Source organism: Nesterenkonia pannonica, assembly GCF_019575955.1.
GTDB lineage: Bacteria > Actinomycetota > Actinomycetes > Actinomycetales > Micrococcaceae > Nesterenkonia > Nesterenkonia pannonica.
Map to the genome: position 1 here is coordinate 1,843,984 of NZ_CP080575.1, position 24,062 is coordinate 1,868,045.

The 24,062-nt window shown below is 65.8% G+C and carries 28 protein-coding genes, 1 tRNA gene and 9 pseudogenes; 6 read left to right on the forward strand and 32 right to left on the reverse strand.

What is annotated here, in order from left to right; translation table 11 throughout:
• Positions 1-93: 93 nt before the first annotated feature.
• The 5 genes and pseudogenes from rpsA to K0H76_RS13180 form a co-directional block, all read right to left on the reverse strand.
• Positions 94-1,632: pseudogene (rpsA, locus tag K0H76_RS13160) on the reverse strand (30S ribosomal protein S1).
• Between the two features lie 195 nt (positions 1,633-1,827).
• Positions 1,828-3,076, reverse strand: a pseudogene (locus tag K0H76_RS13165) (DNA polymerase); the annotation flags it as partial.
• A gap of 738 nt (positions 3,077-3,814) precedes the next feature.
• On the reverse strand, positions 3,815-4,057 hold the full coding sequence (locus tag K0H76_RS13170) for a hypothetical protein (RefSeq protein ID WP_258935411.1): 243 nt from the start codon (positions 4,055-4,057) through the stop codon (positions 3,815-3,817).
• A gap of 158 nt (positions 4,058-4,215) precedes the next feature.
• Positions 4,216-4,311 (reverse strand): annotated as a pseudogene (locus K0H76_RS13175) (hypothetical protein); the annotation flags it as partial.
• 20 nt (positions 4,312-4,331) lie between these two features.
• Positions 4,332-4,616: a hypothetical protein gene (locus K0H76_RS13180; RefSeq protein WP_258933286.1), complete on the reverse strand. Its 285-nt coding sequence runs from the start codon at positions 4,614-4,616 to the stop codon at positions 4,332-4,334.
• Between the two features lie 226 nt (positions 4,617-4,842).
• On the opposite strand from K0H76_RS13180, the gene K0H76_RS13185 reads away from it, so the two are divergent.
• The gene (locus K0H76_RS13185) at positions 4,843-5,187 is read left to right on the forward strand and encodes a hotdog fold thioesterase (RefSeq protein WP_258933287.1); all 345 of its coding nucleotides are present in this window, start codon (positions 4,843-4,845) and stop codon (positions 5,185-5,187) included.
• A gap of 35 nt (positions 5,188-5,222) precedes the next feature.
• Here K0H76_RS13185 and K0H76_RS13190 read toward each other — a convergent pair whose 3' ends face one another.
• From K0H76_RS13190 to K0H76_RS13200, 3 genes are all read right to left on the reverse strand, one after another.
• The gene (locus K0H76_RS13190) at positions 5,223-5,468 is read right to left on the reverse strand and encodes a glycosyltransferase (protein ID WP_258933288.1); all 246 of its coding nucleotides are present in this window, start codon (positions 5,466-5,468) and stop codon (positions 5,223-5,225) included.
• A 189-nt stretch (positions 5,469-5,657) separates the two neighbouring features.
• On the reverse strand, positions 5,658-6,008 hold the full coding sequence (locus K0H76_RS13195; RefSeq protein ID WP_258933289.1) for a hypothetical protein: 351 nt from the start codon (positions 6,006-6,008) through the stop codon (positions 5,658-5,660).
• Positions 5,981-6,157, reverse strand: coding sequence for a hypothetical protein (locus K0H76_RS13200; RefSeq protein WP_258933290.1), 177 nt, complete (start codon positions 6,155-6,157; stop codon positions 5,981-5,983). Before K0H76_RS13200 ends, K0H76_RS13195 begins: the two co-directional genes overlap by 28 nt.
• Positions 6,158-6,363: 206 nt before the next feature.
• Here K0H76_RS13200 and K0H76_RS13205 point away from each other — a divergent pair.
• Together K0H76_RS13205 and K0H76_RS13210 are read left to right on the forward strand one after the other, a co-directional pair.
• A tRNA-Gly gene (locus K0H76_RS13205) sits at positions 6,364-6,434 on the forward strand.
• 346 nt (positions 6,435-6,780) lie between these two features.
• Positions 6,781-7,407, forward strand: a complete 627-nt coding sequence (locus K0H76_RS13210; protein ID WP_258933291.1) for a hypothetical protein — start codon at positions 6,781-6,783, stop codon at positions 7,405-7,407.
• Between the two features lie 275 nt (positions 7,408-7,682).
• Here K0H76_RS13210 and K0H76_RS13215 read toward each other — a convergent pair whose 3' ends face one another.
• The 19 genes and pseudogenes from K0H76_RS13215 to K0H76_RS13305 all read right to left on the reverse strand — a co-directional run bounded on the left by K0H76_RS13215 (position 7,683) and on the right by K0H76_RS13305 (position 17,500).
• A complete protein-coding gene (locus tag K0H76_RS13215) occupies positions 7,683-8,525 on the reverse strand; it encodes a glycosyltransferase (protein WP_258933292.1) in 843 nt (280 codons plus the stop codon).
• 10 nt (positions 8,526-8,535) lie between these two features.
• A complete protein-coding gene (locus K0H76_RS13220; protein WP_258933293.1) occupies positions 8,536-8,790 on the reverse strand; it encodes a hypothetical protein in 255 nt (84 codons plus the stop codon).
• Positions 8,736-8,963 carry a hypothetical protein gene (locus K0H76_RS13225; RefSeq protein WP_258933294.1) on the reverse strand — a complete coding sequence of 76 codons (228 nt, stop codon included), beginning with the start codon at positions 8,961-8,963 and terminating at the stop codon, positions 8,736-8,738. Before K0H76_RS13225 ends, K0H76_RS13220 begins: the two co-directional genes overlap by 55 nt.
• Positions 8,947-9,597 carry an LCP family protein gene (locus K0H76_RS13230; protein ID WP_258933295.1) on the reverse strand — a complete coding sequence of 217 codons (651 nt, stop codon included), beginning with the start codon at positions 9,595-9,597 and terminating at the stop codon, positions 8,947-8,949. The genes K0H76_RS13225 and K0H76_RS13230 overlap by 17 nt, the downstream gene beginning before the upstream one ends.
• Positions 9,598-9,746: 149 nt before the next feature.
• Positions 9,747-10,469 (reverse strand): annotated as a pseudogene (gene rnc, locus K0H76_RS13235) (ribonuclease III).
• A gap of 5 nt (positions 10,470-10,474) precedes the next feature.
• Positions 10,475-10,678 carry a 50S ribosomal protein L32 gene (rpmF, locus tag K0H76_RS13240; RefSeq protein WP_146341543.1) on the reverse strand — a complete coding sequence of 68 codons (204 nt, stop codon included), beginning with the start codon at positions 10,676-10,678 and terminating at the stop codon, positions 10,475-10,477.
• A gap of 40 nt (positions 10,679-10,718) precedes the next feature.
• A complete protein-coding gene (locus K0H76_RS13245) occupies positions 10,719-11,261 on the reverse strand; it encodes a YceD family protein (RefSeq protein WP_258933296.1) in 543 nt (180 codons plus the stop codon).
• Between the two features lie 157 nt (positions 11,262-11,418).
• A pseudogene (gene galU / locus K0H76_RS13250) lies at positions 11,419-12,326 on the reverse strand (UTP--glucose-1-phosphate uridylyltransferase GalU).
• 61 nt (positions 12,327-12,387) lie between these two features.
• Positions 12,388-12,864, reverse strand: a complete 477-nt coding sequence (coaD, locus tag K0H76_RS13255; protein ID WP_258933297.1) for a pantetheine-phosphate adenylyltransferase — start codon at positions 12,862-12,864, stop codon at positions 12,388-12,390.
• Between the two features lie 282 nt (positions 12,865-13,146).
• Positions 13,147-14,061, reverse strand: a complete 915-nt coding sequence (locus tag K0H76_RS13260) for a glycosyltransferase family 4 protein (protein ID WP_258933298.1) — start codon at positions 14,059-14,061, stop codon at positions 13,147-13,149.
• A gap of 34 nt (positions 14,062-14,095) precedes the next feature.
• Positions 14,096-14,652, reverse strand: a pseudogene (rsmD, locus tag K0H76_RS13265) (16S rRNA (guanine(966)-N(2))-methyltransferase RsmD).
• Positions 14,653-14,716: 64 nt separating this feature from the next.
• The gene (locus K0H76_RS13270; RefSeq protein WP_258933299.1) at positions 14,717-14,896 is read right to left on the reverse strand and encodes a hypothetical protein; all 180 of its coding nucleotides are present in this window, start codon (positions 14,894-14,896) and stop codon (positions 14,717-14,719) included.
• Between the two features lie 4 nt (positions 14,897-14,900).
• Positions 14,901-15,080, reverse strand: a complete 180-nt coding sequence (locus tag K0H76_RS13275; protein WP_258933300.1) for a hypothetical protein — start codon at positions 15,078-15,080, stop codon at positions 14,901-14,903.
• The gene (locus K0H76_RS13280) at positions 15,062-15,289 is read right to left on the reverse strand and encodes a helicase-related protein (RefSeq protein ID WP_258935412.1); all 228 of its coding nucleotides are present in this window, start codon (positions 15,287-15,289) and stop codon (positions 15,062-15,064) included. Before K0H76_RS13280 ends, K0H76_RS13275 begins: the two co-directional genes overlap by 19 nt.
• 25 nt (positions 15,290-15,314) lie before the next feature.
• Positions 15,315-15,704, reverse strand: a complete 390-nt coding sequence (locus tag K0H76_RS13285; protein WP_258935495.1) for a hypothetical protein — start codon at positions 15,702-15,704, stop codon at positions 15,315-15,317.
• The gene (locus tag K0H76_RS13290; protein ID WP_258935413.1) at positions 15,641-15,877 is read right to left on the reverse strand and encodes a hypothetical protein; all 237 of its coding nucleotides are present in this window, start codon (positions 15,875-15,877) and stop codon (positions 15,641-15,643) included. The genes K0H76_RS13285 and K0H76_RS13290 overlap by 64 nt, the downstream gene beginning before the upstream one ends.
• Before the next feature lie 22 nt (positions 15,878-15,899).
• Positions 15,900-16,256, reverse strand: coding sequence for a hypothetical protein (locus K0H76_RS13295; protein ID WP_258935496.1), 357 nt, complete (start codon positions 16,254-16,256; stop codon positions 15,900-15,902).
• 224 nt (positions 16,257-16,480) lie between these two features.
• Positions 16,481-16,807 (reverse strand): hypothetical protein, encoded by a 327-nt coding sequence (locus K0H76_RS13300; protein WP_258933301.1) that lies wholly within the window; start codon positions 16,805-16,807, stop codon positions 16,481-16,483.
• 19 nt (positions 16,808-16,826) lie between these two features.
• Positions 16,827-17,500, reverse strand: a pseudogene (locus K0H76_RS13305) (LCP family protein).
• A 691-nt stretch (positions 17,501-18,191) separates the two neighbouring features.
• Here K0H76_RS13305 and K0H76_RS13310 point away from each other — a divergent pair.
• Positions 18,192-18,407 carry a DUF3515 domain-containing protein gene (locus K0H76_RS13310; RefSeq protein ID WP_258933302.1) on the forward strand — a complete coding sequence of 72 codons (216 nt, stop codon included), beginning with the start codon at positions 18,192-18,194 and terminating at the stop codon, positions 18,405-18,407.
• Positions 18,408-18,437: 30 nt separating this feature from the next.
• Positions 18,438-18,623: a hypothetical protein gene (locus K0H76_RS13315; RefSeq protein ID WP_258933303.1), complete on the forward strand. Its 186-nt coding sequence runs from the start codon at positions 18,438-18,440 to the stop codon at positions 18,621-18,623.
• A 38-nt stretch (positions 18,624-18,661) separates the two neighbouring features.
• Here K0H76_RS13315 and aceE read toward each other — a convergent pair.
• Positions 18,662-21,384: pseudogene (aceE, locus tag K0H76_RS13320) on the reverse strand (pyruvate dehydrogenase (acetyl-transferring), homodimeric type).
• Between the two features lie 257 nt (positions 21,385-21,641).
• Here aceE and K0H76_RS13325 point away from each other — a divergent pair.
• Positions 21,642-22,015, forward strand: a pseudogene (locus tag K0H76_RS13325) (DUF3052 domain-containing protein).
• A 47-nt stretch (positions 22,016-22,062) separates the two neighbouring features.
• Here K0H76_RS13325 and K0H76_RS13330 read toward each other — a convergent pair.
• The 4 genes from K0H76_RS13330 to K0H76_RS13345 all read right to left on the reverse strand — a co-directional run bounded on the left by K0H76_RS13330 (position 22,063) and on the right by K0H76_RS13345 (position 24,058).
• Positions 22,063-22,323: a hypothetical protein gene (locus tag K0H76_RS13330; RefSeq protein ID WP_258933304.1), complete on the reverse strand. Its 261-nt coding sequence runs from the start codon at positions 22,321-22,323 to the stop codon at positions 22,063-22,065.
• A 168-nt stretch (positions 22,324-22,491) separates the two neighbouring features.
• Entirely contained in the window at positions 22,492-23,127 is a 636-nt protein-coding gene (locus K0H76_RS13335; protein WP_258933305.1) for a hypothetical protein, read from the reverse strand.
• A gap of 8 nt (positions 23,128-23,135) precedes the next feature.
• Positions 23,136-23,366: a hypothetical protein gene (locus K0H76_RS13340; protein WP_258933306.1), complete on the reverse strand. Its 231-nt coding sequence runs from the start codon at positions 23,364-23,366 to the stop codon at positions 23,136-23,138.
• A gap of 56 nt (positions 23,367-23,422) precedes the next feature.
• Entirely contained in the window at positions 23,423-24,058 is a 636-nt protein-coding gene (locus K0H76_RS13345; RefSeq protein WP_258933307.1) for a hypothetical protein, read from the reverse strand.
• Between the last annotated feature and the right edge of the window lie 4 nt (positions 24,059-24,062).

Genomic DNA, 24,062 nt, shown 5'->3' on the forward strand with positions numbered 1-24,062 from the left:
ATGCAGTGTGTGCACAAAAACAATGACCCTGGAGAAGCCTCCAGGGGTCATTGTTGGTGATCACCGGGTCACAGCCCGGCGGATCGTACGTGCTTAGTTGCCGGTGAGCTTCTCACGAAGCGCAGCAAGCGCCTCGTCCGAGGCCAGGGTGCCAAGCGTCAACGGTCTCCTCGGCGGAGGAGTAGTTGCTCTGGCCGGACTCTGGGGCGGGACGACGCTCGGAGCGCGAGGAGGAGGACGAGGACGAACCGGTGGAGACGGATGCCTCGGCGGCTGCCTCGGCGTCGGCTTCGACAGCCTTGCGAACCTGGTCCTTGTGCTGCTCCCACCGCTCGGCGGCGGCTGCATACTGGGCCTCCCAGGCTGCGCGCTGCTCGTCGTAGCCTTCCATCCACTCGTTGGTCTCCGGGTCGAAGCCCTCGGGGTACTTGTAGTTCCCTCGTCGTCGTACTCGGCGTCCATTCCGTAGAGGGCGGGGTCGAACTCCTCAGCGTCCGGGTCGACGTCCTCGTTGGCCTGCTTCAGCGAGAGGCTGATGCGGCGGCGCTCGAGGTCGATGTCGATGACCTTGACGAAGACCTCGTCGTTGACGGAGACGACCTGCTCTGCGAGGTCCACGTGCCGAACAGCCAGCTCGGAGATGTGGACCAGGCCCTCGATGCCGTCCTCGACGCGCACGAAGGCGCCGAAGGGAACGAGCTTGGTGACCTTGCCGGGCACGATCTGTCCGAGGGCGTGAGTGCGGGCGAAGGTCTGCCACGGGTCTTCCTGGGTGGCCTTCAGGGACAGCGAGACGCGCTCGCGGTCCATGTCCACCTCGAGGACCTCGACGGTGACCTCGTCGCCCACCGACACAACCTCGTTGGGGTGGTCGATGTGCTTCCAGGACAGCTCCGAGACGTGAACGAGTCCGTCCACGCCGCCGAGGTCCACGAAGGCGCCGAAGTTGACGATCGAGGAGACGACGCCGTTGCGGACCTGGCCGCGCTCCAGCTTGTTGAGGAAGGACGAGCGGACCTCGGACTGGGTCTGCTCCAGCCATGCGCGGCGAGACAGAACCACGTTGTTGCGGTTCTTGTCGAGCTCGATGATCTTCGCCTCGATCTCCTGGCCGATGTAGGGCGCAAGGTCACGGACGCGGCGCATCTCCACCAGTGAGGCAGGGAGGAAACCGCGCAGGCCGATGTCGAGGATGAGGCCGCCCTTGACGACCTCGATGACGGTGCCGGTGACGACGCCGTCCTCTTCCTTGACCTTTTCGATGTCTCCCCAAGCACGCTCGTACTGCGCGCGCTTCTTGGACAGGATCAGGCGGCCTTCCTTGTCCTCCTTCTGGAGAACGAGAGCCTCGACCTGGTCACCGACCTGAACGACTTCATCCGGGTCAACATCATGCTTGATGGACAGCTCGCGGGAGGGGATGACGCCTTCGGTCTTGTACCCGATGTCGAGGAGAACCTCGTCGCGGTCGACCTTGACGATGGTTCCTTCAACCATGTCGCCATCGGTGAAGTACTTCATCGTGGCGTCGACGGCAGCCAGGAACTCCTCGGCAGTGCCGATGTCGTTGATGGCGACTTGAGGGGCACCGGGGCGGTTGCGGTGGTGGTCATGTAGTAGGGGCTCCGATATGGATTGTTCTTCTAGGGTCAGTGCACAGTTCTTCCTTAGCACTGAGCGACGGACAAATGACAAAAGCTCTTCTGTGTCAGAGGTCGGATCGACTCTGTGCGCAGAACGCGCCCGGTCAGTCTATACCGCTGAGACAACCGTCTCAACTGTCGCGAAAGCCTCCTCGATCGCCGCTGAATTCAGCCCCTCGCGGAGTCAGTGTGCGGCCTGGTGCCAGGTCGCACCGGTCCCCACGTTGACGTCCAGCGGAACATCCAGCTCGGCGGCCCCGGCCATGTTCTCCACGACCAGCCTCTCCACGTCCTGGCGCTCACCCTCGGCGACCTCAAGCACAAGCTCATCGTGGACCTGGAGGAGCACGCGGCTGCGCAGCTGCGCCTGCGCCAGCGCCGAATCAACGTCAATCATGGCGCGCTTGATGATGTCGGCGGCGGAGCCTTGGATCGGCGCGTTGAGAGCCGCTCTCTCTGCCATCTGGCGGAGCTGGCGGCTCTCGCTGGTCAGATCCGGCAGGTACCGGCGGCGTCCGTAGATCGTGGAGGTGTAGCCGTCGCTCTTGGCCTGAGCGACGATGTCGCGCAGATAGTCGCGCACGGCGCCGAAGCGTTCGAAGTACTCGTTCATCAGGTCGCGGGCCTCATCGACGCCGATGCTGAGCTGCTTCGACAGCCCAAAGCTGGAGAGGCCGTAGACCAAGCCGTAGCTCATGGCTTTCACCTTGGACCGCTGCTCGAGGCTCACGTCCTCCGTGCCGACCCCGAAGACACGGGCTCCCACGAAGCTGTGCAGATCCTCGCCTGCGCGGAAGGCCTCAATCAGCTCCTGATCGCCGGAGAGATGAGCCATGATGCGCATCTCGATCTGGGAATAGTCTGCGGTGAGGAGCGTGTCATAGCCCGAGCCCACCACGAAGGCGTCGCGGATCTTCCGCCCCGCCGACGTGCGGATCGGAATGTTCTGCAGGTTCGGGTGCAGGGACGAGAGCCTTCCGGTGGCGGCCACCGTCTGGGCGTACGTCGTGTGGATCCGGCCGTCGTCGCCGATCGCCTCCGTGAGACCAGTGACCGTCTGGCGCAGCTTGGAGGAGTCCCGGTGGCTCATCAGGTGCACCAGGAACTCGTTCTGCGTCTTGGCCAGAAGCTCCTGAAGGGTCTCAACATCGGTGGAGTAGCCCGTCTTGTTCTTCTTCACCCCTGGGTGGGCAGCTCGAGCTCGTCGAAGAGCACCGTCTGGAGCTGCTTGGGCGAACCGAGATTCACCTCGTGCCCGACCACGCTGTACGCGGCCTCAGCCGAGGCGCCGATCGCGCTTTCGAACTCGGCGTCGAGCTCCGCCAGCTTGTCCTCAGAGACCGCGATCCCCGTCAGCTCCATCTGCAGCAGAATCTCAGCCAGGGAAGCTCCAGCTCGTAGAGCAGCCCCTCTGCCCTGCGGTCAGCGAGCTGAGAGTGCAGAGCCCCGGACAGAGGTGCAGCAGCATCCCATGGACCGCGGCGCGTGCGAGGTCAGCCTCGGAGACCCCGGCCAGCGGCTCGTCGTCGAACAGCGACTGCTGGGAGGTGGCCTCCTTCTGGTTCTTGAACTCCTCACCGCCGATGTAGTCCTTGGGCTCCACGGATCCGTTCAGATGCTGAGCCACGAGGTCTGAGAAGCTGAAGCTGCGCCGGTCCGGCTGGATGAGGTAGCCGGAGAGGAGGGTGTCCTCCACTGCCCCCTGAGCCGAAGGCCCCGCCATGCGAGGCGTTTGCGGCGTCCTTGAAGTCATGGACGAGTTTGGGGACGCGGGGTCCGCCAGCCAGGCCGCCAGCTCCGACTCGAGCGCCTGGTCGGCGTCGGTGAGAGAGATGGCCGCACCGGCGGCCGGACGCTCGGGGCTGCTGCTCGCGGCGACCAGCGCCACCGCGATGGCCTCCGCACTGCGGGCAGCGTCATCGCGCTTGGCTTTGGTCGACAGAGACTCATATGACGTGTCGATGATCACAGCGAGCCCCAGGGGCCCTTCGTGGGCATGGAGGAAGCTGCGGAGCCCTTCAGCGTCGGAGACCACCTTCACCTCGGGAAGGGCGTGAGTAGGCTCCGCGTCGAGATTTGCGTCGGGGAACCGTGCCGAGAACGTCTCAAAGAGCCTCTCGCGGATCTGGTTGAACTCCAGGGCGTCGAACAGCGGCTCGACGGCCTCTCTGTCAGGAGGAGTGAGCACCGAGTCCTCCAGAGTCACCGGCACGTCGAGGTCCCTCACCAGAAGATTCAGCTCCAGGTTCCGTTCGACGTCGGCGAGCGCGGCCCGCAGGTTCTCGCGCTTTGCCCTTGATCTCGTCGGCGTGGTCGATGATGCCTCGGGTGGAGCCGTACTGGCCGATCCACTTCGCGGCGGTCTTGGGGCCCACTTTGGGCACGCCGGGAAGGTTGTCGGCCGACTCTCCCACCAATGCCGCGAGGTCGGGGTACTGTCCGGGGCTGACGAGGTACTTGGCCTCCACCCTTCGGGGTCGAGGCGAAGGGTTTTGGACAGGCCGGTGGTCGGATAGTCCAGGTGGGTGCTGTCGGTGACCAGCTGCAGGGCGTCGCGGTCTCCGGAGACGATGAGGCTCTGCCACCCGGCGGCTTCGGCCATGGTGACGTAGGTGGCGACGATGTCGTCCGCTTCGTAGCCCTCGACGGTGACGGCCGGGATGGTCAGGGCTTCTGCGACCTCCTGGATCAGTCCGACCTGTCCCTTGAACTCTTCGGGGCTTTGTCCCGCCCGCCCTTGTAGTCGTCGTAGGTCTCGTGGCGGAAGGTGGGGGTGTCGAGGTCGAATGCGAGCAGCACGTGGGTGGGCTGCTCCTCCCTGATGAGTTTGAGCAGCATGTTGGTGAAGCCGTAGACGGCGTTGGTGTACTGCCCTGAGCTGGTCAGGAAGCCTTCCGGCGGGAGGGCGTAGAACGCCCGGAACGCCATCGAATGCCCGTCGATCACCAGCAGCTTGTTGCCCTCAGAAGTCACAGCACCACCCTACCGCTGGCGCGATGAGTCAGTAGGGTGGGCGCTATGACCGACAAGATCGAGTATCAGCCCGGATTCCCTATGGCCGCTGTGCCCACCCCCGTGCCCGATGATGCGGAGCGCGATGCTCGTATGGAGGCTATGGGGTTCGCCCCGAGTATCGGAAGTACTTCCGCATCCAGGGCACTCCCCGCTTGCGGCCAAGGCCGGAATCGTCTTCGAAGAGATGAGTCCGGAGAAGATCGTCTCGAGGATGCCTGTGGTAAACAATGAGCAGACCATCGGCATCATGCACGGCGGGGCGCACCTTCTCCACGCGGAGACGGTCGCCTCCATCGCTGCTCTGCTGCATGTGCGCATCAGCCTTGAGGACGAGAACAGGATTGTGGTGGGCACGGAGCTCAACGCCACGCATCATCGGCAGGCCCGCGAGGGGCACACCTACGCCACCTGCACTCCCATCAGCGTGGGGCGGCAGATGACGAGCCACGAGATCGTCATCACCAATGAGGACGGCAAGCGGCTCTCAACCGCACGGATGACCAACCTCATCATCGAGCCCAAGGGCTGAGCCGACCGGCGCTCCGCTCCTCCGGGGGTCGGCGGCTACCGCCGGATGAGCCGCACGAGCGCCGTCTCAATCGCCTCAGCATGGCGCTCCGCGGTGTAGCGCTCGCGCACCAGTCTCAGCCCTTCATCGGCCATCTGCCGCAGCTGCGACGGGTCGGCAAGCGCGTCTGTGAGCACTGCACGCAGGTCCTCGGCCGAACCGTCGTAGCAGCGCCCTGTGCGCCCTTCGATGACCGCTTCGATCTCGGGCGAGGAGTCAGGGTGCCCCGCTTCGGCGACCACCGGGACTCCGAAGCTCAGCGCTTGATGACATTGAGCCCCGCCCTCCGATCGAGAGCGCCAGATGGGCCTGGGAGTAGAGCTGCCTGAGCTGTTCGAGAGTCATACACGGGGCCGAGGGCCTCGGCATCGAGCTGCCTGCGGCGAAGAGCTGCTCGAGCCTGGGCCGCTCAGAGCCGTCGCCGATCACGATCACGCGAGGCCGCGGCTGCCCCTGAGGCCATGCGGCCAGGGCCTCCGCAAGGGGTCGAGCCGGTGCCGCGGGGTCAGCCGCGAGGAGTAGATGACAGTGGGGGCCTCACTGGGCGGCGGCTCTGAGCGCGCGGACAGGGCTGCTTGGGGGTAGAGCGAATTGAAGACGACGTGGATCTTACGCGACGGAACTCCGTATTCGACGCCGAGCTCCTCGGCGCGCTCGCCATAGACGAGCAGGCCGTCGACGAGGCGGTAGAAGGCCAGACGGGTGCGGCGCTTCCAGCCACTCTCAGGACGCTTCCATCCGTGGCCCCACAGAATCACTGTGCGCCCACGCAGCTTGCCCACCGCGCCGCGACCCATGCCGAGAGGGTGTAGAACCGGCCCTCCAGCACGTAGGCGTCCTCCTCGCCGCGCCACACGGCCGCGACGTCGCCCACCTGCCACCACCAGGGGCCGAGGCTCAGGGTGCGCACTGCCGATACGCTGCGCAGCACGTCCTGCGCGGCGGACTCGATGCGCTCCGCCGATGAGACCTCGGTGTTCGAGAAGCGTCCCGTCAGCCTCAGCGTCAGAGGCTCCGAGCGCAGAAGCCGTCGGATGAGGGCTCCCGATAATGCGACACGGTGGGCTGGATCTGGAATCGGACACTCGGTTTGGGCACATGGCCAGCCTAGATGCTACGGTAGTCAGGCGCTCTGCAGGGGGTGTAGCTTAATGGTAAAGCCCCAGCCTTCCAAGCTGGCTACGCGGGTTCGATTCCCGTCACCCCTCTCATTCGATGCTCTTCAGAGCATTGTGCTCACGGACGACGTGCTGGCGACTTCTTCGCCCGGCGATCAGCTGTCGAGCCCTCCCCTACGCTGTAGCGTGGTCTTCGTGAATCCTCAGCTGAGTGTCGTCATTCCCGTGTACAACAATGGCGAGCTCCTGCGAACGACGTCCTTCCGTCGCTGACGGCGTCTGAGCACTTCGATCAGATGGAGATCCTGCTGGTCGACGATGGCTCAACCTACGCCGCGACGCGGGAGGCCGTCGCGGAGCTGGCCGCAGCGCACACCAACGTCAGGGCCCACTTCTTCGATGACGGCGGGTCCGGCTCCGGGGCCGTCCGCGCAATATGGGACTCGACCTGGCCTCCGCGCCGCATATTGCCTTCTTGGATCCGGACGACGCAGTGCTCAACGACGGCCTCTGGCAGCTCGGCCTCGCGCTGGAGCGGCACCCCTCGGCTCAGCTGGCCATCGGCAATCAGCTCAGAACGTACAGCGACCGCACCGAGCACGTGGACAACCTGCGCCACTACACGCACTCGCCCCGCGGCGGACTGCTCTACGCGGCCGGTGGGGACGTCCTGGCCGCGGCGAAGTTTCGGCCCACCAACCTGTCATCCTTCGCGGTGCGCCGCGACTGGCTGCGCGCAGCCCGCATCCGACAGGTCCACCGTGCCGCCGGTCAGGACTCGCTGTTCTTCCTGCAGGTCTTCAGCGCTGCCGAGGTGTTCGTCGCCTGCCGGACGAACACGTACGAGTATCACGCTGAGGTCCCCGGCTCCATGGTGAATGCCCTCACCGACGAGTACTTCCGAAAGTGCCTCCTGCGTGAACGCGCCCAGAGAACCTGGCTCGACGATGAAGGGCTCCTTGAGACGTATGTGCGCTCCGGGTTCGAGCGCTCCTTCGTCTGGTATCTCCGGCAGCTGCGCCGCACCCGTCCGAGCAGCGCCGGCAGGCGGCCAGCACGCTGACGCGGATCGCCGAGCTGTACGTGGAGGACCCTCTGCGCCACCGGTGGCGCTACCCGCAGAGCATGGCGTTCTTCCGCTTACCGGGCGTTCCCTCGCCGGAGGGGCTCAAGCCCTGGGCGGCGGCCGCCCGGCGCCGAGCAGCCGAGGGCTCCGCCTCGCTCAGGGACGCGTTGGCGGCTCGTCGGCGGCGGGCCGGGCGTACTCTTCCCGGCCACGACCGATGAGCGAGGCAAGCATGCCGACGCCTTCGCAGAGGTAGTAGTCGTCGGTGTACGTCACCTGACGGGGTCCCAGTCTCGCCCGCGTGCGCCGCAGCGCCCATAGAGAGCCCGAGCGGCTCCTCGGCCCCGATGCTCAGGCTCACGCGGACAGTGCCCGCGACGGTCGGCGCCGTACGCAGACGACGCTTCAGCGCTCGCACATGGCCCCCTCTCAGAGCACGGGAGCGCAGCCACTCGCGAGTGGCCCGCTCCGCAGGCACGTGCTCGGTCGCAGCGGCTTCGGCGCACCACCAGAAGACAGCGCGCCTCCCTCAGCCGGTCGAAGAGATCCGAATCCTCCCCGCCGACGGTGTTGAACGCAGCATGGAAGCGCAGACCCAGCCCGCCGCGGGAAGCCGGGGCGAACCACTTCGCCCGCACAAGCGTGTTGTTCGTCGCCAAACGCTTCGGGCCGGGGCCTGTGGGCCTGTCCGTGCGGCGCACGAATCCGTACGTGGAGATCCACTCAGGCTCCGGCCCGTCGAAATCGGCAACGACGGGGCCGCTGACGGCGTCCGCCGAGGAGGCCCGCGCACAGGCCAGGAGCGCATCGAACCAGCCGGGATCCACGGTCTCGTCGTCGTCGAGAAAGATCACGGCCGAAGCCTCGGCGGGCACAGCATCGAGGCTCGTATTGCGGGCCCGGACCAGCCCGGGCTTCGGCTGATGAATATATGCGCCGGAGGGGAAGCAGTCGTCGAGAATCGGGCGGGCGTCAGGGGTCGGCGCGTTGTCGACCAGGATCAGGTGCCGCACGCCCTCCCGCTCCAGCGAGCGAAGCAGGCGTGCCAGGAGCTCGGGCCTCCTGTAGGTGCAGACCAGCACCCACACGTCCTCAGCGCTGAGAGCCGGGTGCATCAGCGGCCGTTTACCGGGGCGCTGCCCGCAGCGCAACCTCAGCGTTCTCGCCGTCATCCTTATCAGGCTCGTCATCCTCGGCCTCGTCGGGCACCCCGAACTCGCCGTTCTCCTGCTCCTCGACCAGCTCAATGTAGTCCATGAAGCCGCCCATATTCTCCTGGGCCAGCGACGTGCGCAGCAGGCTCATCATCTCTTCGTCGGGCATGATCACCTGCGCGCCTCCGGAGGTGGTCGCGTGCTCACCGCCAGGCATGGTGAACATGTGAATGTCGCTTCCCTCACGTCCCGCATGCCTACGGCGTATCCCGCGACCGACTCGGCATTCAGGGCCTCATCCACATCCAGATACGGGGTCATCCCCTCGACCACGCTGTGGATGCGCTGCGGGTTGGACAGCGTCTCCGCGGAGAGGAAGCGCTCAATGATGGCGCGCACGACCCGCTGCTGGTTCTCCACCCGGACGTAGTCCCCGTGGGAAGGACTGGCGCTCTCGGACGTAGCGCAGCGCGTTGCTGCCCTCCAGGCGTATCGTGCCCTCCGGGTAGAACGCTGGGTTGCGCTGCCCGGCTGAGAAGCTGTGGGGGTTGTCGACATAGACGCCCCCGAGTGCCTCCGTCAGGTCCGAGAAGCCTTCGAAGTCGACGACCGCCACGTGGTCGATATGGGTGTAGAGCATCTCTTCGACCAGGTCCACGGCGAGGTCGTACCCGCCCAGCCCCAAGGCCGTGTTGACCCGACCCATTCCCTCGCCGGGCACCTCCACCCATAGGTCCCGCATGATCGACATGACGTAGACGCCGGAGCGGTCCTCTGGGATGTGGACGAACATCATGGTGTCTGAGCGTTCGTTGCCTTCGCCTGTGGCGTCGCGATAGTCGTCCTCGTCGTCGCCGCGCGAGTCGGTGCCCATCAGCAGCATGTTGATGGTGCCCTCAGGCGTTCGGTACGCCGAATCATCCTCGAGATCCAGCCCATCGATCACATTGCGGTTCTCGTCGAACGTCGTCTGAAGATTCCGCAGGTACGAGAAGGACACGACGACGGCGATGACGAGCAGCACCGCCAGCACGGCTGCTGCGATGCCGGCGATCTTCCAGCCGCGCCGCCGCCTGCCGCCGGGCTGACCTGATTCGGCCTCCCCTCCGCATGCGGATCGGGGCGGGCGCGGCGCCTGAGGCGCGGCGCGCCCGGTACGGCTCTTCGGTCACGAGTGCCTCCTCAGCCTCGTCCGAGCACAAGCGTCAGGATGTCGGCGTCGCCGTCCGCCGAGCTGATCTGATCAGCCGTCAGACGAGCAGCCTCACGCTCGGCGTCCTTCTTCGAACTGCCGCTGCCCGTGCCGTAGGGCACGCTGCCGATGGTCAGGACAGCAGTGAAGGTTCGGCTGTGGTCAGGACCCTCGCCCTCGACCACGTAGCGGACCTCTCCCAGACCCTGGGCTGCCGCGAGTTCTTGGATCGTCGTCTTCCAGTCCTTGCTTAGCCGTCATCGCCTCTTTGTCCGAGAGAAGCGGCGTCACCAGTCTCAGCACCAGTAAACGGGCCTTCTCCACATCCGTGGAGAGGTAGGAGGCTCCGATCAGAGCCTCCATGGTGTCAGCGAGGATCGAGTCCTTGTCCGAACCGCCGGTGCGCTGCTCGCCCTCCCCAGACGCACGTGGCGTCCCACTCCCAGACGACGAGCGATGCGAGCCAGAGCCCGAGTCGAGACGAGCGCGGCGCGCAGCTTGGCAAGATCGCCTTCGGGCAGATCGGGGTACGTGCGGTAGAGGTAGTCAGTGACAGCGAGCCCCAGCACGGAGTCGCCCAGGAACTCCAGCCGCTCGTTGGTGGGGATCCCATCGTTCTCGTATGCGTACGAGCGATGCGTCAGGGCAAGACGAAGAGTCCCGGGGTCGATGCTGACCCCGAGACTCTTCAGAAGCTCTTCAGCCGATGCCACCCGTATCAGGCGTCGGCGACTTTGCGACCCTTGTATTCGTAGAACAGCGGGGTGTCGGCAGAGTCAGTCACCAGCTTGGCCTGGTGGGGACGGCTGTAGACGACACGGCCGTTCTCCACGGTCTTGACCAGGGTCGGCACGTCAGCCTTCCACTGGGACCGGCGGTGACGGGTGTTGGAACGGGACTTCTTCCGCTTCGGAACAGCCACGGTTACTCTCTTCTCTCTCGGTGACGGTCAGGTCAGGTCTTCAGGCGGACGATCTGTCGTCGTCAGCCTCGTTCAGTTGTTCTGCGAGTCCGGCCAGTTCGGCCCATCGCGGATCGAGCTGCTCATGCTCATGCTCGAGGTCCTCCTCCATGCGGAAGCCGCACTGAGAGCACAGTCCCGGACAGTCGTCCCGGCACACGGGCGCAAACGGCAGAGCCGAGACCATCAGGTCCCGCAGCACCGGCTCGAGGTTCACCGTGAGGTCGGAATCGACCGCACGGGTCTCATCCTCGTCCTCTGCCGCTTCCTGGACGTTCTCCGGCCAGGCGAACAGCTGGGTGACATCGACGGTCAGCGGGAAGCTGATGGCATCCAAACACCGTCCGCACTGACCCTGCACCAGCCCAGCGGCGGTGCCGCTGGCAAGCACGCCTTCGTGGACTGAGTCGAACCTCAGGTCCACGTCCAGCTCGCTGTGCTCTGCGATGCCGACCAGCGGAGTGCCGAAGCCTTCTGGGGCATCGGCTGCTCGCCGCACCGTCTCGCTGCTGCCCGGGCTGTCCCTGAGCTCCTTGACGTTCACGCGCAAGTCAGCCGGATGCAGCGCAGAGTTCTTCTGCGGATGTATCACAGCGCTCTACTCTACCAGGGTTGATGCATGCGGCGTAAACACACCAGGACCCCGCTTCACGCACCATTGCGCCCCGGAGCGCTTACCCGATACGGCTTCGGCGCTCGGATCAGCTGAGCCCCTGAATGAACTCATGCTGCAGCCAGTCACGCAGCTCCGGGCCCAGATCCTCGCGCTCGGACGCCAGGGTCACCACGGCTTTGATGTAGGAGAGCTTGTCGCCGGTGTCGTAGCGGCGCCCCGGTAGATCACGGCGTGGACTCCGCCGCCCTGGTCCACAGGCTTTTTGGCCATGGCTTCCAGAGCGTCGGTCAGCTGAATCTCGCCGCCCTTGCCCGGTGCGGTCTGCTCGAGCTCATCAAAGATGGCCGGGTGCAGCACGTAGCGGCCGATGATTGCAAGATTCGACGGTGCATCCGCAGCGTCAGGCTTCTCCACCAGGCCCTGCACAGGCACGACGCCGTCGGCGGCAGAGGTGTCCGCACCGCCGGGGTCGATCACGCCGTAGGCCGATACATTCTCGACCTCCATGACGGCGATGACAGAGCCGCCCCGCTCCTGCTGCACCTCGATCATCGGGGTCAGCAGGTCGTCGACGGGGTCGATGAAGTCGTCGCCCAGCAGGACGGCGAAAGGTTCGTGGCCGACGTGCTGCCGAGCGCAGAGGACGGCGTGCCCCAGACCCTTGGCCTCACCCTGACGGACGTAGTGGATGTCTCCAAGGTGGGTGGCCTTCTGGACCGAGGCGAGCTTCTTGGAGTCACCCTTCGCCTCCAGCGCCGCCTCGAGCGCGGGGGCGCGGTCGAAGTGGTCCTCCATCGCCTTCTTGTTCTGGCCGGTGATCATCAGAATGTCGTCCAGCCCGGCGCGGGACCCTTCTGCCACCACGTACTGAATGGCGGGCTCGTCCACCACCGGGAGCATCTCTTTGGGCATGGCCTTAGTGGCAGGAAGAAAGCGCGTACCGAGTCCGGCTGCTGGTATTACGGCTTTCCGTATCTTCGACGTTGAGCTCATGTTCACACCATACCCCGCTCATTCTTTGCTTTCTGGGAGCTTCCTGAATGAGGTATGCAGCTCATGCATTGCCCATCAGGCGGCGGTAGACGGCCCGAGGCACGAACTCAGAGACGTCGCCGCCAAGACTGTGCACCTCTTTGACCAGGGTCGACGACAGGTGCGAATGACGGCCGTCAGCGGCCAGGAAGATCGTTTCCACGCCTGCCAAATGCCGATTCATCGTGGCCATCGAGGCCTCATAGCTGTAGTCCTGGGGGCCGCGAAGACCCTTGACCACCGCGCTGGCTCCGACCTCTTTGCAGAAGTCAGTGAGCAGCACTCCGGAAGGAAGGGGCTGGACGGTGACGCCGCGAAGGTAGCTGAATGTCTGCGCCGCCATCTCCAGTCGAGCCGTCTGGTCCATCAGAGGCCGCTTCGATGAATTTGTCGCCACCGCCACCACCACCTCGTCAAAGAGGTTGGCGGCCCGTGCGATCACCTCGACATGGCCGTTGTGCAGCGGGTCGAAAGTTCCAGGACAGACAGCCGAATACATGTGTTCACTCTATATCTTTCCCCACGGCCTCCAAGACTCCGAGGAACCGTGTGAAAAGCAGATCTCTGTCGAATTCGCTGCGAGCAAGCGCCAGAGCGGCCTCGGATCCCGCGAGGAGGTCGACGCCTCCTTTGTCCACCCAGTCGATGAGCCGCTGGGCTGCCTGCGCAGGATCGCGCGGCAGCTCCCAGCCAGCTTAAGCGCGAGCCAGCACCTCAGGCAGCCACCCCGCGTGGTTGAACAAAACCGGGCGAGCCGCGGCCAAGGCGTCGAAGACCTTGTTCAGCGAGTTGATCTCCAGGGCAGGGTTGTCCACCAGCGTCGACACGGCGAAGTCAGCGGCGGGCAGCATTCGTTCGATCTCCGTGCGCGGAATCTTTCCTGGGAGCACCTCGTAGGCGTCGAGGCCGTAGCTTCGGGCGATGTCTCGCGTGCGCTCTGTATCAGCACCCTCACCGTAGGCGACGACGCGGAAGCGAGCGTCGCGCTGATGCAGCTCCCCGCCAGACGGACAAGCCAGGGCACGTCGTAGGTGATGCCGAAGCTTCCCGCGTAGAACAGGACGACGTCATCATCGTCCCACCCCAGCTCCTCTCGGACCTCGGCCCTGCGGGCGCGGCCCTCGGAGAAGTTCTCCACGTCCGAAGCGTTGGGCACCACCGTCGTCCTGGCTCGGGGCCAGACGCGCCGGACGCCCTCCTCCATGCCGGGAGACAGCGCGATCACGTGGTCCGCGGAGCGGTAGGCCAGCTTCTCCAGCGTTCGAGCGGCCAGAATCGTGATCGGGTTCTTCACGAAGCCCAGGGCCACCGGCGCCTCGGGCCACAGGTCACGCACTTCGAAGACGAACGGTGCGCGGCGAAGCTTGGACGCTATGATCCCCGGCACTGCCGTGGTCAGCGGCGTCGAGGAGGCAAAGACGACATCAGCATCCGCCTGAGCTGCGCTCAGGGTGGCGCGAGCCATGAACGAGATGAAGGAACGGACGCGCTGCTGGAACGCCATGGCGTTCTCGTAGGGCACAGCCAGCCTCCGGATCGTGACGCCTTCGAGGCTCAGGTCCTCCGCTTTGCTGCCGCCGCATATCACCGTGACCTCGTGCCCGGCGCGCACCAGACGGCGCGCGAACTGCCACGGCCTCTGCCAGCCAGGCTCCCAGGGGAAATTGAAGTGCTGATGAATATAGACGATGCGCAAGCCCGCTCCTCTCCGATCGGTGCAACTCTACCGGTCACACCGAGGGGGTCACCTCTGCGAGCCACAGAGCTGTGGAGCCGTAGGTGCGCTGGTGGAAGGCTCTCAGGCCCGCGGGCCACAGCGGCTCGGGTGCGCGCGAGTCGCGTTCGACGACGACTGTGGCGGCCTCATCCAAGTGCGGCACCGATGCGGCGAGCACTTTGGCCAGCGCCGCCTCGTCGAGCGCATAGGGCGGATCGAGGAAGAGGAGCTCTATGGGCTCACCCTCTCTCGATGCAAGATACTTGAGCGCCTCCCCTTGACAGCCCGCACAGCGTCCCCGAAGGGCTCAGCGTTGCGCCGCAGAACTCTCCAGGCTGCCTCTGCCCGCTCCACCGCTTCGAGGGCCCGGGCTCCCCTGGACACCGCCTCCAGCCCCAGCGCCCCCGACCCGGCGTAGAGATCTGCCACGACCGCATCATCGATGGCGTTGATTCCCTCAAGACGCGAAAAGAGAGCTTCCTTCACGCGGTCGGAGGTGGGTCGGGTGCCCTGGCCAGGCACCGACGCGAGTAAGCGGCCCTTCTGCGTACCCGAAATGATGCGCGCCACTACGTCTCCTTCATTCCTCCGTCGAGATCATCCATCCACTCACGGACGGCGTCGCGCAGCGCGGCTATCCGTCCCAGGTCGGATCCTGCTCCGAAAGCTCGGCGACGCTCTGCCCGGCCTGATCGATCACGCTCTCATGCTCGACCACCGAGAGCAGCCTCAGGCGCTGACTCCGGCCTGCCTGCGCGGCCCCGAGCACGTCTCCCTCCCTGCGCCGGGCCAGATCCAGCCGGGCCAGCTCCATCCCGTCAGTTGAGACGGCGACATCGTGGAGCCGCTCGAGGGAGGTGGCCCTCCGGCAGTCGAGTCACCAGCAGGCACATGTTCTCGGGCGTGGGCCCTCGTCCGATCCTGCCCCGGAGCTGATGGAGGGTGGAGATGCCGAAGCTCTCAGCATCAAGGATGACCATCAGCGTGGCGTTGGGCACGTCGACCCCACCTCGATCACTGTCGTGGTGATGAGGATGTCGAGGTCGCCGCGCTCGAAAGCTCCCATCACCTCTTCCTTCTGGTCGGTAGGCATCTGTCCGTGCAGAGTCGCGCGTCGCAGAGCGGCCGTCTCCGGGTGCTCTGCAAGGACCGACGCGATCCGCTGCACCGATGCGGCAGGCTCGTCCGACCCCTCCGTGTCCTGGATCTTGGGACAGACGACGTAGGCCTGCCTAGCCCTCTGCCGCTGCCTGGGCTGCGCGCTTCCAGATGCGGTCGACCCAGTGCGGCCCTCTGCTGATCGGGGCTACGTGGGTCGTGACTGGGTGGCGGCCTCTCGGAAGCCCTTCGAGCATCGTCAGCTCAAGGTCTCCGAAGACGGCCAGTGCAACGGACCGGGGAATGGGCGTCGCGGACATCACCAGCATGTGAGGGCGCGGAGTCTGTCGATCCCGCAGCGCATTGCGCTGGTCCACCCCGAATCGGTGCTGCTCATCCACCACCACCAGACCCAGTTCTGCGAAGCTCACGCTCTCCTGCAGGATCGAGTGAGTGCCGATCACCAGACCGGCAGCTCCCGAGGCGATGTCCAGCAGGGCCTGCTTCCTCGCCGCGGCAGACATTGAGCCCGTGAGCAGTGCGATCCGGACGGTCGGGCCCGATGTGGGGACATGAGGGTGCCATCGCTGGAGAGGTGGCCGAGCATGCGCCGCAGCGAACGCTCGTGCTGGGCAGCCAGGACCTCAGTAGGGGCGACGAGAGCCGCCTGCCCACCAGCATCGACGACCTGCAGCATCGCTCTCAGCGCCACGAGAGTCTTACCGGAGCCGACTTCTCCCTGCAGGAGCCGATTCATAGGGTGCTGCTTCCCAGCCCGCGCATGAGAGTCTCTCCACGTCTCGCTGACCCGCCGTAGGGCTGAACTCCAGCTGGTCGTCGAAGGCTGAGAGAAGCCCCTCCGACCCGGGAGGATACGGCCGGGCAGGGACCTCGTCGGCGACCTCGCGCTGACGGTGCCGCACGCCCTGCAGGATGACGGCTTCCTGGAACCGGAAGTAGTCGACGCCCCGTCGGTGCTCCCGGACGCCATCGGGCGGTGAACGAGCGCATAGGCCTCCGCCAGGCTCGGCAGCCCGTGCTGCGCCGCCGCGGACCGAGGCACGGGGTCTAGCCATTCGTCGAGGTCCGCGGTGTCGAGGACCAGTTCGACCGATCGGCGCACCATGGCGAGGAGACGCCGGCAGTGGCGGGATAGAGCGGCATGGGACCCTGCCTCAGCTCGACCGAGGCATCGGCGCCGCCCGCGCCGTCGGCGGAGCTGAGCACCTCGAAGTCAGGGTTGTTCAGCGTCAGCTCCCCGCCGTAGGCCCCGACCTTTCCGTGGAAGACGGCCGAAGAGCTACCTTGAGCCTCGTCCGTGCCTGATAGCCCTGGAAGAACGCCATGCGAAGGTGCTGACCCTGCTCGTCGGCCGCGGTGACCTCCACGATGATCCTCGACGACGCTGCATGCGCCGCTCGGACTGACTCACGACCTCAGCCACGAAGGAGACGTGCTCGCCTTCGACGAGATCGGCGAAGCTGGACAGCTTCCCATAGTCCACCCACCTGCGCGGCAGGTGGTCCAAAAGACCCTTCGCGGTCGAGACTCCCAGCTCACGCGACAGCTTCGATGCGGTCTTCTCGCCCAGAATGCGGCCCAGCGGCGCGTGCGGTCCGACCATCATTGCGGTAGAGGCCCTGCTCCTACTCCGCTGAGGACAGGTACTCGCCCAGAGTGCCCTCGTCGATGTGGCGCGCGATCTCTGCCATGGCGGCCTCGTCCTGGTGGAAGATCCACTGCCCGTCGGACGAGTAGCCGTGGTAAGCGTTCGGCACGGTCCCGAAGTTCATGTTCTGCGCCGCCCCGCGCATGGAGAAGGCAAGCTCGGCGGCAGCTCCTGCTCCCAGCTCCTCATCGACCACCAGGTGTGAGGAGAAGGTCCCGATCATGTCGTGCACACGCACCGGGTTGGCGAGGTTCCTCGGGCTCGCCGCCTCGTTCACGACGGCTCGCACCAGCGCCTGCTGGTTCTCCACTCGCTGGAGGTCGCCCTGGGCAAAGCTGGAGCGGTGCCTGACGAAGGCCTCTGCCTGCTCGGCATCCATGTGCTGGGTGCCCGGCGCAAACGTGTACCCGTACTGCTCGAAGGGCGAGTCCTGCGGGTTGTTCACCGTGACGCCGTCCAGGTCCTCCACCAGCCCGGTGAAGCCCTCAAGGTCGATGGCCATGACGTGGTCGATGCGCGCGTCGAAGAGGCTCTCAAAGGTGGCCACCGTCAGCCACGGCCCCTCGGGGTCCGCCAGCGCCAACGGAGCATTCACCTTGTGCCAGCCGTAGCCCCGGGAACCTCGACCCACAGGTCGCGCGGCACGGACATGACGTTCACGCCGCTGCGATCGGCTGGGATGTTGATGAACATCATGGTGTCGCTGCGTCCGCCGCCCGGGACTCGGGGAAGGTTCTCATCCTCTCCGGAGCCGCCGCCGGAGTCGGAGCCCAGAAGCAGTATGTTGACCGTTCCGTCGTCATTCGCCTCGGGCCGGTCCTCCTCCGGCGGAGTCACCGCCGTCTCGCCGTCCGCCGTCGAGGGAAGTGATTGACGCTGCCCTGATATGCCCGCGACAGCGCGAAGAGATAGGCACCCGCTGCGATCAGCGCGCCGATCACCAGGAGGGCCATGATCCCGAGCACAATCCGCCCGTTTCGCTTCTGCCGGGAACGCTCAGGGTCCAGCGGGCGGCCTGGGCCGTCCTGAAAGTAGAAGCTGTCGTCAGCAGGGGGCCTGCGTAGCCTCCGTGCCTCGGGGCGCCGGGGTGAGCAGCGGTCATTCGTTCTCCTATGGCCAGTGCGCTGCTGTGACACGGATCGGGGCGACGTCAGATCCGAGCATGGCGCAGGTGCTGTTGACATAGCAGAATACCCCCGATGCCGATAAAACCCCGACTGACCCATATGACACACCGTGCAGCGCCGCGGCAGCTCTGCTTGCGGCCGCTGCGGGGATCTCCGGTGCGCCGCCACAGCCAGCGTGGAGCCCCCAGGCTCACGACCCCGCGTGCGCGGAGGTGATGCTGCAGCTTCCGGAGAATCTCGGAGAGAGCCAGCAGCGGCCCACCGACTCGCAGGGAACGAGCGCATGGGGTGAGCCGTCCGACGTCGTTCTGCGCTGCGGAGTGGTGCCCATCGGCGCCACGGAGGAGCCGTGCCAGCGGATTGACGGCGTCGACTGGGTCTTCATCGAGCAGGAGGACTATTACCAGGCCGTCACCTTCGGACGGGAGTAGGCTGTCGAGGTCCTGCTGGGACTGGGCGCGGTGTCCTCCGCCACAGCGATGCCCGCCCTCTCTCCCGCCGTCGCGGAGATTGAGCAGACGAGCGAATGCCTGGACTACGAGCAGACTCTCGACGGCGAGGGCGTCGAGGCGGAGCCAGCTCCCCTGCCGAATAGACGAAGTGCGCCCCGCCCGATGAGGCGGGGCGCACTTCGTCGCAGCTCCTGATGCCTCAGACGATCTCTGAAGCGCTGGCGGATCCGGGGTCAGGCATCGCCGCCGGTTTCGCCCGATGTGCTTACTTTGGGATCCGCCAGCTCGTACTTCTTCATTGCCTCACCGGCCTTGTCGTCCTGCCCGAGCATCTGCAGGGCGCGCACGACCATCGAATGTGCATCGATCTTGAAGTGGCGCCGAGCAGCGGCACGGGTGTCGGAGAAGCCGAAGCTGTCTGCCCCGAGCGTCGCGAACGCGTGCGGCAGGAATTGCCTGATCTGGTCCGGAACAGCCGTCACGAAGTCCGTTGAGGCAACGATCGGCCCTTCGGCATTCTCGAGCTGGCGCGTCACGAACGGCACCGCTTACTCCTGATCGGCAGAGAGCATCGCAGCCTCCTGCACCCTCACTGCCTCACGTCGCAGCTCATTCCAGCTGGTGACGCTCCACACATCGGCCGAGACGCCCCAGTCCTCGGCGAGCAGCTCCTGAGCCTCCAGTGCCCACGGGACCGCCACACCGGAGGCGAGCAGCTGAGCTTTGGGCCCCTCGACGTCCGAGGCCTTCAGACGGTAGATGCCGCGCTTGAGCCCCTCCACGTCAAGATCCTCCGGCTCGGCCGGGTGGATGACCGGCTCGTTGTAGACCGTGAGGTAGTACATGACATTGCGGTCACCGTCGTGCTCCCCGTACATCTCGTGGAGGCCTTGCTCCATCAGGTGAGCGATCTCGTAGCCGTACGCCGGGTCGAAGTGCTTGACCGCCGGATTCGTGGAAGCCAGCAGAGGCGAGTGGCCGTCCGCGTGCTGCAGCCCTTCACCCGTGAGGGTGGTGCGGTAAACCGTGGCCCCGACGATGAATCCGCGGGTCATCTGGTCCGCCGCGGCCCAGAACGAGTCACCGGTGCGCTGGAAGCCGAACATCGAGTAGAAGATGTACAGCGGGATCATCGGCTCACCGTGGGTGGAGTAGCTTGTCTTACTGCGGTGAACGCAGCGGTCGCCCCCGCCTCGTTGATGCCGGGGTGAAGCAGCTGACCCTGAGCCGACTCCTTGTAGGAGAGCATGAGCTCGCGGTCCACAGAGAGGTAGTTCTGGCCCTTCGGGTTGTAGATCTTGGCCGTCGGGAAGAACGAATCCATGCCGAAGGTACGTGCTTCGTCAGGAACGATGGGCACAATGCGGTCGCCGAAGTCCTTCTCCCGCATGAGGTCCTTCAGCAGACGCACGAACGCCATCGTGGTGGCAGCCTTGTTCTTCCCGGAGCCCTTCTTGGCCCCGGCATAGGCCTTCTCGCCCGGCAGGGCAAGCGTTTTCTCGGTGACGCGGCGCTCAGGCAACGGACCCCGAGCTTCTCGGTGCGCTCGCGCATGTAGACGACTTCGTCCGCATCCTCACCAGGGTGGTAGTAGGGGACGTTGTACGGATCGGCGTCGATCTGCTCATCGCTGATCGGGATCCGCAGCGTGTCGCGGAACCGCTTGAGGTCATCGACCGTCAGCTTCTTCATCTGGTGCGTGGCATTGCGACCTTCGAAGCTCGGGCCGAGCCCATAGCCCTTGACGGTCTGGGCCAGGACGACCGTGGGCTGCCCTCGGTCTCGACGGCTGCCTTGTAGGCTGCATAGACCTTCTGGTAGTCATGCCCGCCGCGCTTGAGGTTCCAGATGTCGTCGTCGGACATATCCGCGACCATCTCTTTGGTCTTCTCCGAACGGCCGAAGAAGTGCTCGCGCACGAACTCTCCCGACTCCGCCTTGTAGGTCTGATAGTCCCCGTCGAGCGCCTCGTTCATGACACGGACAAGCTCGCCGTCGTCGTCCTTCTCGAGGAGCGAGTCCCACTCGCGGCCCCAGAGAACCTTGATGACGTTCCAGCCCGCTCCGCGGAAGAACGCCTCCAGCTCCTGAACGATCTTGCCGTTGCCTCGGACGGGCCCGTCGAGTCGCTGCAGGTTGCAGTTGATGACGAAGTTCAGGTTGTCGAGCTTCTCGTTGGCCGCCAGCTGCAGGAGCCCGCGCGATTCCGGCTCATCCATCTCGCCGTCTCCGAGGAACGCCCAGACGTTCTGGTCGGACGTATCTTTGATGCCGCGGTTGTGCAGGTAGCGGTTGAACTGGGCCTGGTAGATGGCGTTCATCGGCCCGATTCCCATGGACACGGTGGGGAACTGCCAGAAGTCCGGCATGAGGCGGGGTGGGGATAGGACGACAGGCCGTGGGGAGCCTTCGAGATCTCCTGACGGAACCCGTTGAGGTGCTCCTCAGTCAGCTAAGCCCTCGAGGTATGCGCGTGCGTAGTTGCCGGGGCTGGAGTGGCCCTGGAAAAGACCTGGTCGCCGCCGCCGGGGTGGTTCTGCCCGCGGAAGAAGTGATTGAGGCCCACCTCGTAGAGGGTGGAGACACCGGCATAGGAGGAGATGTGTCCGCCGACCCCTATGTCCTCGCGCTGGGCACGGTGGACCATCACGGCGGCGTTCCACCGCAGCACTCGGCGATAGCGCCGCTCCATCTCCTCGTCGCCGGGGAACTTCGGCTCCTGATCCTTCGGGATCGTGTTGACGTAGTCCGTGGTGGTGACCATCGGAACGCCGATGGACTTGGCGCCTGCCCGCTGCAGGAGCGAGCGGACGATGTACTCGGCGCGTTCGGTGCCATGGGTCTCGACCAGCTGGTCGAAGGACTCAAGCCATTCGCCCGTCTCCTCCGGGTCGACGTCTGGCAACTGGTTGGTCAGGCCGCTGCGGATGTGGGAGTTCTCTTCTCCAGCGCTCACAGAGGTCACCTTTCGTCCTCGGTAGGCCTCCGTGGTGCTGAGGACCGGTCGCTTGGAGCCCCGCCGGGGTGTGGCGCGGGCAGTTCTTGCGCCACTCTACCGGGAACGCGGACGGACCTGTATGCCTTCACATGGTGTCTCAGTGCACCCAATGCGGCGCTCTCTGGCGTAACGTGGTGCACGTGGCACAGTCACTGAAGCAACCCGGAAAGGAAGCGTCCGCCAACGCCGCGGGCCAAGACTCGCTCCTCGCGGAGCTGCAACTCAGCGCCGATTCGCTGGTGCAGGAGATCGGAGTGGACGACGATGTCGACGACTCCCTCCGCGACGGGCTCGAAGAGCAGCTGGATGAGCCTCTCATCGACGAGGACGAGCAGGAGGTCGTAGACGCCGTCCTGCTGTGGTTCCGCGACGGTGATGACGACCTCACCGATGCGCTGATGGATGCTCTGACCACCCTGGATGAGAACGGCGTCGTGTGGCTCCTCACCCCGCGCAAAGGCCGCGACGGATACGTCGCACCGGTCGAGATCAGGACTCCGCCCCGAACGCCTACCTGCACGTCACCACCTCCGCAGGAGTGAGCGAGCAGTGGGCTGCGGCACGGCTGGTGCATCGGAAGTCCTTCTGAGCGTGACGAGCGCCGTCGCCCTCAGGGGCGTCGCCGCTCCCGGCATCTCAGCGCGGAATCAGCACGGTGAGACTGTGGACCTCGCGTCCTGCGTAAGCCGCCCCGTCCTCGTGATGTTCTACCCATTCGCCTTCAGCAGGGTGTGCGGCTCCGAATTGGCAGAGCTTTCGGACCGCTGGTCCGAGGTCAGAGCCCTCGACGCCCGGGTGCTCGCCGTCTCCTGCGACGCCGTGCATACCCTGCGCGCCTTCGGGGAGGAGCTGGGCGCCCCGGACGGACTGGAGCTGCTGAGCGACTTCTGGCCCCACGGGGCATCGCCCGCCGCTTCGCCGCCTTCTCTGAGACCAACGGGGCCCCCGGCGAACAAGCTTCATTCTGGACAGCACCCTCACCGTGCAGCACGTCATAGAGTCCGGTCCCGCCGAAGCACGCAGCCTCGACGAGACGCTCAGCCTCCTCAGCGGCCTCCAGTCAGCTCATTGAGCGGCGACTCTCTGATATACCTCCGGGAGCGTGCGCTCGTACACGCGGGCGCCGACTGCGACCCCGGCCAGGAGGAGCCCCACGCCCTTCAGCACAGCGAACGCACCCAGCACCCACGCCCACACCGTCAGGCCGGTGACGCTCCACACCACCGCTAGAACGATCTCCGGCACCAGCAGCACAGACGCAATCAGGCTGCTCAGCAGCATGACCAGCATGGACCGCCCCATGGCCCCCTGCGGCACCTGGGTCGGAGGGTCGCCCGGCCTAGGCACCGGGTAGATCATCCCCGCAGAGAAGACAGCGGCAAGTCCCAGCATGGTCAGCAGAACCCCCACAGAGAGCGCCGCGACGACGGCCGCCTGCTCCGCAGTGCCCACCACAAGGAGGGGCAGAACGGCCACCACGATGCACAGAGGCACACCGAAGATCGATGCCGCTGCGACTCTCCCGGCCCGATCTGCACGCCCGTCCAGCCCTGTCGTCACGTGCAGCGAGAAGGCGGAGTGGTCGTACGCGATGTCCGCACTGGCCGAATATCCGAGAACCCATGCGACGAAGGGTCCCAGAGCGAAGAGCATCCACTGCGCACCTGTCTGGAGATGCATGAATACCCCGAGCGCCACCATGACGGGGATCATGACCAGCCCCGCACTGTAGCGGGGTCCTTGAACCAGTATGTGAGCTGTCGTGCCGCCACCGCGCCCGCCGGTGTGGCTGGGAAGCGCCCCAGAAGCCCCAATCGTCCCTGGCGCGCGTGCTTGACTGAGCCGCCCGTGCCCGGCGACCTCTCTGTGATCGATATGAGTGCCGCACGGGTGACCGCTGCCGCGGCGCCGCACGCCGCCGCAGCGATCGCCAGCCTCACCGCTGCCAGGTGCCAGTCGCCCGCGGCAGCATCGGCAGGAATGGCATAGAGGGCGCCTAAGGGGTCCAAGCAAGCCAGTGGGCAACCGCATCCGCAGCGTCGACGACGGTGGTGACGGCCGCGAGCGTTCCCTGCGTAATGGGGTAGGCGCCGACCATGGCGCACAGCGCAAGGATCGAGAGGAGATCGCGGGAGCGACGGTTTACCAGCCACGCTCCTGCCGCTGCCGAAGCAGCCTGATGCAGCAGTCCGAGCATGACCAGGGCGAGGGGAACTGTCGCCGCAGCCGCGACCACTGCCACCGCCGAGGAGCGCCACGCCAGGACGTGGCCGAGCAGCCACCCGAGGGTCAGGATCAGGCCGACATTGAGCATGCCTGCCAGCGTGAGACCAAGCACCAGCACCGAGCGCGGCACGGCGAATGAGACGAACCGCCGAGGATCCATGAGGCGGTCCGAGAAGAAGACGGGGACGATGAGCCACAGCGCGGTGACCCCGGAGCCTGCCAGCACAGCGGGAGTCACAACATCACCCGGAGAGCCGCGTCCTGCGACCCCGACCAAGAAGACGTTCACCGCGAGCACGCCGCCTAAGCCGAGGACGAGCATCATTACAGTCCCGAGAGCGCCCCAGACGGAGGTGCCCAGGGCGTTCCAGGAGAGACGCAGCTTCAGCCGCAGCAGGGCAGCCACGTAG

Bases quoted from the DNA above. Each gene is read 5' to 3' on its own strand.
- K0H76_RS13310 (WP_258933302.1), top strand. From the start codon at position 18,192: ATGCTGCAGCTTCCGGAGAATCTCGGAGAGAGCCAGCAGCGGCCCACC.
- K0H76_RS13290 (WP_258935413.1), bottom strand. From the start codon at position 15,877: ATGCTGCAGGTCGTCGATGCTGGTGGGCAGGCGGCTCTCGTCGCCCCT.
- K0H76_RS13215 (WP_258933292.1), bottom strand. From the start codon at position 8,525: ATGCACCCGGCTCTCAGCGCTGAGGACGTGTGGGTGCTGGTCTGCACC.
- K0H76_RS13300 (WP_258933301.1), bottom strand. From the start codon at position 16,807: ATGATGGTCGGACCGCACGCGCCGCTGGGCCGCATTCTGGGCGAGAAG.
- K0H76_RS13210 (WP_258933291.1), top strand. From the start codon at position 6,781: ATGGGACTCGACCTGGCCTCCGCGCCGCATATTGCCTTCTTGGATCCG.
- K0H76_RS13270 (WP_258933299.1), bottom strand. From the start codon at position 14,896: ATGGAGCTGGCCCGGCTGGATCTGGCCCGGCGCAGGGAGGGAGACGTG.
- K0H76_RS13185 (WP_258933287.1), top strand. From the start codon at position 4,843: ATGAGTCCGGAGAAGATCGTCTCGAGGATGCCTGTGGTAAACAATGAG.
- K0H76_RS13295 (WP_258935496.1), bottom strand. From the start codon at position 16,256: ATGGCTAGACCCCGTGCCTCGGTCCGCGGCGGCGCAGCACGGGCTGCC.
- K0H76_RS13285 (WP_258935495.1), bottom strand. From the start codon at position 15,704: ATGTCTGCCGCGGCGAGGAAGCAGGCCCTGCTGGACATCGCCTCGGGA.
- coaD (WP_258933297.1), bottom strand. From the start codon at position 12,864: ATGTATTCGGCTGTCTGTCCTGGAACTTTCGACCCGCTGCACAACGGC.
- K0H76_RS13220 (WP_258933293.1), bottom strand. From the start codon at position 8,790: ATGTTCACCATGCCTGGCGGTGAGCACGCGACCACCTCCGGAGGCGCG.
- K0H76_RS13335 (WP_258933305.1), bottom strand. From the start codon at position 23,127: ATGGTGGCGCTCGGGGTATTCATGCATCTCCAGACAGGTGCGCAGTGG.